Below are 7,734 nucleotides of genomic sequence, written 5' to 3'. Positions count from 1 at the left end.
GTCTTCCCGCCGGTCTATGAGGGGGTGAGGCTGCCAGCGGGCGAGGATGCGTTCGAGGCCGCGCTCGCCGCCGCCCGGCAGGGGGCTGATCCCGCCACCCTGTTCTGGGAGGACCGCGAGGACCGCGTCGAACTCGCCATCGTGCTGCACCCGGAACAGGTGCTGGCGCAGGCCCTGCCGATCCTGCATGTCGGGATGATCGGCATCGGCGATGCGCTGGGCGCCATCGTGCCGCCGCAGGTGGCGGTGACCTTTGGCTGGCCGGACCGGATCGAGGTGAATGGCGGGCTGGCTGGCGGCTTCCGTCTGGCAGCACCGGAAGGCTGTGCGGCCGATGCCGTGCCGGACTGGCTGGTGCTGGGCCTGACCATCCTGGTGAAGCGCGAGTTGATCGGCGGCGCGGAGCCGGGCATGGACCCGACCCGCACCGCGCTGCATGAGGAAGGCTGCGGCGAACTGACCGTGCCGGACATTCTGGAAGCGTTCAGCCGGCATTTCCTGCTCTGGGTGAACCGGTTCGAGGAGGAGGGGCTGCGCCCCATCGCGGCGCACTGGCTGGAGCGCGGCAGCGGCTACCGGGAAAGCGTCGCCCTGTCCCATGCCGGCGAACAGCATGCCGGCACCTTCATCGGGCTGGACGAGGAGGGCGGCATGCTGCTGCAGACCGAGACGGTGCAGGCCTTGCCGCTGTCCGCCGTGCTGTCCGGGCCGGGCTGGGTGCTGTAGCCATGCTGTTTCCGCGCACCATCCGGCTGGATTCCACCGATACGCAGGTCTTCGAGCAGGCGGCCGAGTCGGGCGAATGGGCGGTGTCCGGCAGCTTCGCCTTCGCCGACAGCGGGCCGGGCGATCTGGTCGGCAAGCGCCGTGTCGCTTTCCGCAGTGCCTTCCTGGGAACGGAAAGCTTCGGCTGGTCCACCTTCGTGTCGGTGTCGGACATCGATGCGGAGTCCTACGAGGCGGTCATCCGCAGGCTGGCGGAGCATTTCGTCGCGCGCTACGGTGCGCCCTCGGTCGAGGCCGCCCTGCCGGTGGCCCGATCCGAGGCGGAGTTCGCCGCAAGCTTGGCGTCGGAGCATCGGGTGAACATGCTGCTGGCGGTCGAGCGCGAGATGGAGGAAGGCGGTATCCGCGAACGGTTCCGCGCCCTGCAGCCGCCGCGCGAGGCCGATCACGCAAAGATATGGGCGCTGGTGCCCGATAATGAATAATTGGTTCTGGAAAGTTTTCTAAATGCCTGATTTCTGGATATCTTCCGGCTATTATTTGCTGAAGCGGACGGCGGATAACCAGCTTGCGGTGACCGACGATTACCTGCGCGCCTACTTCAACCGGCCGGAGGTCGTGCCGGTCGAGGAATCCTGCGACAATGAGCGGGCGCTGCATGCCGCGCTGATGGAGGAACCGCGCCGCGTTGTGAAGCCGGCGGAACTGCTGCGCATGGAAGACGAGGATGCGCGCGAGAATTACGAGATCGTCCTGAATTTCCGCGACCATCTGCTGCGCCACGGCACCATCGAGGCGGCCTATGCCGCGCTGTTCAAGCTGGACGGGCCGGTGGAGCCGGTGCGGCTGGCGCCGATCTTCCTCGACCAGATGGTGCATGTGATCCTGCGCGGCCTGCTGGAAGGCTGCGAGGACCCGTTCCGGCTGCGCGCCGCCGAGCTGCTGTTCCGCAGCCAGAAGGTGACGATCCAGAACGGCAACATCATGCTGGCCGACGAGGAGGTGATCGACCTCTACGCCTCCACCGGCGGGTTCGGCGATCTGGGCCGGCTGATCGTCGAGGCGCAGACGCCGCTCAGGCAGATCGACCTCGACGTGATGACCGAGGAGAACGCGCACCAGTACTGGGAGCGCGCCGAGCGCTTCGACATGGTGCTGGACCTGACCTTCGGCCGGCCCGGCCTGGATGCGCTGTGCCGGGTGCTGGAGACCTGGATCGCGCATTTCACCGGCGCCGAGGTACGGGTCGCCCCGGTGCAGTCGATCAGCGACGACCGCTGGAGCTGGCATGTCGGGCTCGACAGCGTGTCCACCAACATCCTGAACGACCTCTATGAGGGACAGGAGGTCAGTGAGGAGCGGCTGGTCGATATCCTCTCCCTGTTCCGGCTGGAATTCCGCGACACAAACGCCATGCTGCCGCAGCTGGCGGGCCGGCCGATCTATCTCGGCCTTGCCAAGGGAGAGAACGAACTTTTGCGGATGAAACCGCAGAATTTGCTGGTCAATCTGCCGCTGGCGGAGACCGTCTAGCAAGCAAGGGAGGAAGAAGGATGGCCCAGGCAGCGAACGGCGCTTTCATCGACCGCCCGGCGGCGCGGGCGCTGGCAGCCCTCGTCTTTGTCGGGGCGGCGGCTTTCCTTGGCTATTACGAGCGCGACCGGCTGTTCGGCTCTGGTGGTGCCGCGGAAGGGCAGGCAGGGGCGGCGAACGACCCGTTCGCGCTGTGCTTTGCCGAGCGTGCGGCGCAGATCGACCAGATGGTGAAGGACAAGGTCGTCTCGGCCGCCCAGGCGGCTGACTTCAAGGGCCGGGCCGAAGCCATGTGCCGCGCCCAGACGAAGGGCGCCGGCGGCCCTCCGGGCGGTGCCGGCGGCCGCCCGCCGCCCGGCTTCACACCGCTCCGCTGAGGGGGGCAGATGAGAGGGGCTGGGTCGTTTCCCCCTCACCCAGCTTCGCCTAATCTCGCCGGTGGCTCGATAAGGCTGCGCAACCCTCTCCCCCAAGGGGGCGAGGGAGAAATTTTCAGGTGTCATTTCTTATCCCTCGCCCCGGAAGGGGAGAGGGATGCGACAGCTTGGCGAACGTATGTGAGCCTAGCGGGAGCTGGGTGAGGGGAGATCGTCGCCAAGCCGCCCCATTCCTCCTGCCGTCATTCCCGGCCCCAAATCCCATGGGGTGCCGGGAATCCAGACTTCAGCCAGCTCGACCGACATCCAGCAAGCTGAGGCCTGGACCCCCGCAACAAGTGCGGGGGTGACGGGCGGAGTTGAAAGGGGAGGCTGGTGAGCGTCAGCCAACCGGGCGATGGGGAAGGCGCAGAGACCTACTCCGCCGCGTGGGCGGTGCCGGGGTAGAGCCGGGCCAGTTCGGCGCTGAAGAAATCGGCCAGCGTGCCGCGCCCGGACAGGCCGGCGCGGGCCTCCGCCTCGGTATTGTAGTTGGTGTTGGTGTTGATGTCGTAGGTGCGCGCCCGGCCATCGGCGCCGACGATGAACTCGACGCCGGCCACTTCCACGCCGTTTTCCGCAAGCATCCGCTCGTAGCTGGCCTTCTGCACCGGGTCGATCTCCGGCACGATCTCGAATTTCGGCCGCGCCGCTTCCTCGCCGACCGGGCAGAAAGCGTCACCGACCGCGCAGGCATCCGCCGGGCACAGCTCGAACCCGCCGCTGGTATCGACGCGCACGGCATAGAGGAAGCGCCCGCCGACGAACTCGCAGCGGGTGATGAAAGGCTCCGGCGCCCTGATGTATTCCTGCAGCAGATGGATGCCGTCCACCGGTTCCTCATAGAGCGGGCTTTCGACATAGGCCGCCAGCCCATCCATGCTGTTGAACAGCTGCACGCCAAGTCCCTTGCCGCCGCGATTCGGCTTCAGGATCACCGGCCCGTCGCCGAAATGCGCCTTTGCGGCCTCCACCAGACGGTCGCGGCCCAGCACCATGACCGTGCGCGGCGTCTCGATGCCAGCCTTCTCCAGCGCCGCATACTGGCGTGCCTTGGAGAGTTCGAGGTCGAGTGCGCGCACACCGTTCACTACACGCCGCCCGTGGCGTTCCAGCCAGGTCAGCACGCCGGCGGTCAGGTCGGTGGAATAGCGGTGGTCGCGGGTATGCGCGGAGGCGCTCATGCGGCTGAAAAACAGGCCGTGCGGCGGCTCGGACGAGATGTCGAAGGCGCCGTCCGACAGGTCCCAGCCCTGCCAGGGCAGGCCGCGCGCGTCGAACAGCTCCGCCAGCGGTGCCAGCCAGTCGGCGTTCTCGTAGAGCACGTAGATCCGCGCATCGTCCATGTCGGGAAACATCAGCCCAGCTCCTCAATCACGACCTCATGGGTCATGGCAGCCGTCTTGTTTATCACATGGGTGGCCGAGCAGTATTTATCGACCGAAAGTTCCACCGCGCGGTGGACGGCATCCGCCGACAGGCCGCGCCCCTTCACGAGGTAGCGCATATGCACCTTGGTGAAGACCTTGGGATGGTCCTCGGCGCGCTCCGCCTCGATCTCGACCTGGCAATCCTCGATCGGCTGGCGGCCCTTCTGCAGGATCATCACCACGTCGAAGGCGGTGCAGCCGCCCAGCCCCAGCAGCAGCATCTCCATCGGGCGCGGCCCCAGATTGCGGCCGCCATTCTCCGGCGCGCCATCCATGACCACGGCGTGGCCGGTGCCGCTCTCGCCCATGAAGGCCATGCCGTCGATCCACTTGACCCGCGTCTTCATGCTCATACTGCCTCCAGTGCCGCCGTCAGGTCGGCGATGATATCCTCCGCATCCTCCAGCCCGACCGAAATCCGCACCAGCCCGTCCTCGATGCCGAAGGCGGCGCGTTGCTCCGCCGGTACGGCGCGGTGGGTGGTGGTGGCGGGGTGGGTGATCAGGCTCTTGGCATCGCCCAGATTGTTCGAGATGTCGATGAGGGTGAGGCCGTTCAGCAGCCGGAACGCGCCCTCCTTGCCGCCGGGCACGGTAAAGGCGATCAGGTTGCTGCCGCCCTTCATCTGGCGCTGCGCCAGCTCGTACTGCGGATGGCTGGGCAGGCCCGGATACAGCACCTTACCGACCTTGGGATGCGCCTCCAGCGCGGTCGCCACGGCCAGCGCGTTGCGGCCATGCCGCTCGACGCGCAGATCCAGCGTCTCCAGCCCCTTCAGCAGCACCCAGGCGTTGAACGGGCTCATCGACGGCCCGGTATGCTTGTAATAGGGCCAGAGGAATTCCTTGTGCCAGTCCGCCGGGCCCAGGATGGCGCCCCCCATGCAGCGGCCCTGGCCATCGATATGCTTGGTGGCGGAATAGACAACGATGTCAGCACCCAGCTCCAGTGGGCGCTGCAGCATCGGTGTGGCGAACACATTGTCGATGATGACGCGGGCCCCCGCCGCATGCGCCAGCTCCGCCACGGCGGCGATATCGACCAGCCCCAGGATCGGGTTCGATGGCGTTTCGAAGAACACCGCCTGCGCGCCCGGCTTCAGCGCGTCGCGCCATGCGTCCAGATCGCCGCCATCGACCAGTACCGTCTCGATGCCATAGCGCGGCAGCAGGGTGGAGACGATCCAGTGGCAGGAGCCGAACAGCACGCGCGACGACACCACCCGGTCGCCCGCCTTCAGGAAGCACAGCATCGCCGCCGCGACGGCCGCCATGCCGCTGGGCGTGGCGGCGCAGGTATCCCCCCCTTCCAGCAGGCGCAGCCTTTCCTCGAACATGGCGACTGTGGGGTTGGAATAGCGCGAATAGACGAAGCGGGAACCTTCATTCTTGAAGGCGGCCTCGGCCTCCTCGGCGCTGTCATAGACGAAGCCGGAAGTGAGGTAGAGCGCCTCCGACGTTTCGGAAAACGGGCTGCGCCTCTGCCCGCCGCGCACCAGCTGCGTCTGCGGCTTCCAATCTGCGCGTCTGTCCTTGTCGGCCATGTCGGTTTTCCGCCCCCTAATCAAGCAACGGACGGTAGGCGGGCGGCCAAGCCCGAGTCAAGGCGGGGGCACTGGGGAGATCGGCATGCTGCCATGCGTGTGCTGGCCTCGGCTACTTCTCTAACCGTCATTCCCGGCCCCAAGCTCCATTGGGTGCCGGGAATCCAGGGTTCAGTCTGCTCGACCGGCGATCCAGCGAGCGGAAGCCTGGACCCCCGCAATAAATGCGGGGGTGACGGACAGAGAAGGCTGACAAAATGAGATGCCTCCCTACGGCGTCACCGGGTTGCGCGCATCGGCGAGGATGCGCCCGCCGATGGCGACGAAGCACACGCCGGCCAGCCGCTCGATCCAGTGCTGTGCGTTGCGGAACCGGCGCATCACCGGGCCGGAGGACATGAACAGGCTGACGATGGTGTACCAGAGGAGGGAACTGGCCATCACCAGTGCCACCATCAGCCCCATGAACCACAGCGGCGTGCCGGCGCTGACGGCGGGCGCGAACACGCTGGCGAACAGCACGATGGCCTTCGGGTTGGTTAGCGTGACCAGGAAGCCGAACAGCAGCGGGTTGCCGCGCGGGCGGCCCGCCTCGGCGGTTTCCTGAATGACGATCTCCTGCGGCTTGCCGCGGCTGGCAAGAAACAGCCGGATGCCGAGATAGATCAGGTAGCAGCCGCCCAGCACGCGCACACTCCAGGCCAGCCACTGATACTCCGCCAGCACCGCCGACAGACCCAGCAGGCTGAGGCTGGCATACATGCCGAGGCCCAGCGTGACGCCCATCGTGGTCATGAGGCCCGCCGCCGTTCCGCGCGTCATGGAGGAGCGCACAACGGCGATGAAGTCCGGCCCCGGCAGCATCAGGGCCGGGATGAAGATGGCAAACACGCTGGCGAGGATCAGGATCGGGGACATGGCGGAACCGGCGCTGTGGTGTCGATACTGGCCAATCCTAGCGCGCGCCGGACCGCTGTCACGGGGAGTATTGTCGCCCGTACAATAGGCCGGCCCTTGCCGATTGCGCATTTCGACGCTAGGAGAGGGCGCAACATTTCCAGCCGACAGAAGGCCCGCGCCATGACCGATCTGCCCGACCGTCTCTCCGTCAATCCGGCCAGCCCCTATTTCGACGAGGAGCTGCTGAAGCGCGGCGTCGGCGTGCGCTTCAAGGGCGTGGAGAAGACCAATGTCGAGGAATATTGCATCAGCGAGGGCTGGATCCGCGTCGCGGCCGGCAACACGCTGGACCGCAACGGCAACCCGCTGACCATCCTGCTGAAGGGCCCGGTCGAGGTGTTCCTGAAGGAAGGCTGATATGCGGCCTGCATTGACATAGATCAATTTTCGGGCGGGCGACTCGGCTATGGTGCCGCGCAAAGCGTGGTTATCCCGTTTCGTCGATTAAAGAAATTCCAGTGAAAGACAGTCAGCACGCGCGCCCGGCACACCGGGCCGCGCCATGAGTATTGGCGACCGCGCGGCGCTTGCCCGCCTCGAAGCCGACACCAGCCTGGATGGCGAGGCCAGGTGCCGGCTGCAGGCGCACCAGCACGCCGTTGGCGGTGTGGCCAGCCTGATTGCCCGCCGGCTTGGCCTCGGCCGGCCGCTCAGCGCGGCCATCGGCAGGGCCGCCGCCTATCACGATGTCGGCAAGCTTCGCATGCCATCCGAAATCCTGTGCAAGCCGGGGCGGCTGTCGGCGGAGGAATATGCGGTGATCCGCCATCATACGCTGTTCGGCCACGATATTCTGGCGTGGCAGTCCGGCCGGCTGGCGCCGCTGGCCGCTCGCATCGCCCTGCATCACCATGAAGCAATGGACGGGTCAGGCTATCCCAACGGGCTGAAGGGGCGCGATATACCGGTGGAGGCCCGCATCGTCGGGGTGGCGGATGTCTATGACGCGCTGCGCGAGGATAGGCCCTACCGGGCGGGCATGTCGCACGATCAGGCGATGGCGGTTCTGCTGGACGGGGATGACCGGACCTGGCCGGCGAAGTTCTGCCCGAAAGTGCTGCGCGCCGCCGAGGACTGCCATGAGGAGATCGCCCGAAGCTGGCGGCTGTGCAACGCCTGAAATCTG

Annotated in this window: 10 protein-coding genes; 6 read left to right on the top strand and 4 right to left on the bottom strand. The window is 66.7% G+C overall.

Annotation, left to right across the window (positions count from 1 at the left end):
* The 4 genes from MK313_RS17325 to MK313_RS17310 form a co-directional block, all read left to right on the top strand.
* Nucleotides 1-726 (top strand): biotin/lipoate--protein ligase family protein (locus MK313_RS17325; protein ID WP_287783321.1); only part of this gene is annotated, 726 nt, incomplete at its 5' end.
* A 2-nt stretch (nt 727-728) separates the two neighbouring features.
* On the top strand, nt 729-1,211 hold the full coding sequence (locus MK313_RS17320) for a DUF6505 family protein (RefSeq protein WP_287783318.1): 483 nt from the start codon (nt 729-731) through the stop codon (nt 1,209-1,211).
* A gap of 22 nt (nt 1,212-1,233) precedes the next feature.
* Nucleotides 1,234-2,259 carry a DUF6352 family protein gene (locus MK313_RS17315; protein ID WP_287783315.1) on the top strand — a complete coding sequence of 342 codons (1,026 nt, stop codon included), beginning with the start codon at nt 1,234-1,236 and terminating at the stop codon, nt 2,257-2,259.
* A 20-nt stretch (nt 2,260-2,279) separates the two neighbouring features.
* Nucleotides 2,280-2,636, top strand: a complete 357-nt coding sequence (locus MK313_RS17310; protein ID WP_287783314.1) for a hypothetical protein — start codon at nt 2,280-2,282, stop codon at nt 2,634-2,636.
* A gap of 416 nt (nt 2,637-3,052) precedes the next feature.
* Here MK313_RS17310 and MK313_RS17305 read toward each other — a convergent pair whose 3' ends face one another.
* The 4 genes from MK313_RS17305 to MK313_RS17290 form a co-directional block, all read right to left on the bottom strand.
* Complete coding sequence (locus tag MK313_RS17305) at nt 3,053-4,033, bottom strand: ATP-grasp domain-containing protein (RefSeq protein ID WP_287783312.1); 981 nt, start codon at nt 4,031-4,033, stop codon at nt 3,053-3,055.
* Nucleotides 4,033-4,452, bottom strand: a complete 420-nt coding sequence (locus MK313_RS17300; protein ID WP_008944243.1) for an OsmC family protein — start codon at nt 4,450-4,452, stop codon at nt 4,033-4,035. The genes MK313_RS17305 and MK313_RS17300 overlap by 1 nt, the downstream gene beginning before the upstream one ends.
* A 2-nt stretch (nt 4,453-4,454) precedes the next feature.
* A complete protein-coding gene (gene metZ / locus MK313_RS17295) occupies nt 4,455-5,648 on the bottom strand; it encodes an O-succinylhomoserine sulfhydrylase (RefSeq protein WP_287783310.1) in 1,194 nt (397 codons plus the stop codon).
* 270 nt (nt 5,649-5,918) lie between these two features.
* Nucleotides 5,919-6,566, bottom strand: a complete 648-nt coding sequence (locus MK313_RS17290) for a LysE family translocator (RefSeq protein WP_287783307.1) — start codon at nt 6,564-6,566, stop codon at nt 5,919-5,921.
* Between the two features lie 162 nt (nt 6,567-6,728).
* On the opposite strand from MK313_RS17290, the gene MK313_RS17285 reads away from it, so the two are divergent.
* Together MK313_RS17285 and MK313_RS17280 are read left to right on the top strand one after the other, a co-directional pair.
* Entirely contained in the window at nt 6,729-6,965 is a 237-nt protein-coding gene (locus tag MK313_RS17285) for a DUF3297 family protein (protein ID WP_287783304.1), read from the top strand.
* Nucleotides 6,966-7,110: 145 nt separating this feature from the next.
* Entirely contained in the window at nt 7,111-7,728 is a 618-nt protein-coding gene (locus MK313_RS17280) for an HD-GYP domain-containing protein (protein ID WP_287783301.1), read from the top strand.
* Nucleotides 7,729-7,734 lie beyond the last annotated feature (6 nt).

This window comes from Oceanibaculum sp. (assembly GCF_022449305.1).
Lineage (GTDB): Bacteria > Pseudomonadota > Alphaproteobacteria > Oceanibaculales > Oceanibaculaceae > Oceanibaculum > Oceanibaculum indicum.
This window is presented reverse-complemented; position numbering and strand designations above follow the sequence as displayed.

Excerpts from the sequence above, each read along its gene's own strand:
- MK313_RS17280 (WP_287783301.1), top strand. The coding sequence starts at position 7,111 with ATGAGTATTGGCGACCGCGCGGCGCTTGCCCGCCTCGAAGCCGACACC.
- metZ (WP_287783310.1), bottom strand. The coding sequence starts at position 5,648 with ATGGCCGACAAGGACAGACGCGCAGATTGGAAGCCGCAGACGCAGCTG.
- MK313_RS17305 (WP_287783312.1), bottom strand. The coding sequence starts at position 4,033 with ATGTTTCCCGACATGGACGATGCGCGGATCTACGTGCTCTACGAGAAC.
- MK313_RS17285 (WP_287783304.1), top strand. The coding sequence starts at position 6,729 with ATGACCGATCTGCCCGACCGTCTCTCCGTCAATCCGGCCAGCCCCTAT.
- MK313_RS17320 (WP_287783318.1), top strand. The coding sequence starts at position 729 with ATGCTGTTTCCGCGCACCATCCGGCTGGATTCCACCGATACGCAGGTC.
- MK313_RS17310 (WP_287783314.1), top strand. The coding sequence starts at position 2,280 with ATGGCCCAGGCAGCGAACGGCGCTTTCATCGACCGCCCGGCGGCGCGG.
- MK313_RS17290 (WP_287783307.1), bottom strand. The coding sequence starts at position 6,566 with ATGTCCCCGATCCTGATCCTCGCCAGCGTGTTTGCCATCTTCATCCCG.
- MK313_RS17315 (WP_287783315.1), top strand. The coding sequence starts at position 1,234 with ATGCCTGATTTCTGGATATCTTCCGGCTATTATTTGCTGAAGCGGACG.
- MK313_RS17300 (WP_008944243.1), bottom strand. The coding sequence starts at position 4,452 with ATGAAGACGCGGGTCAAGTGGATCGACGGCATGGCCTTCATGGGCGAG.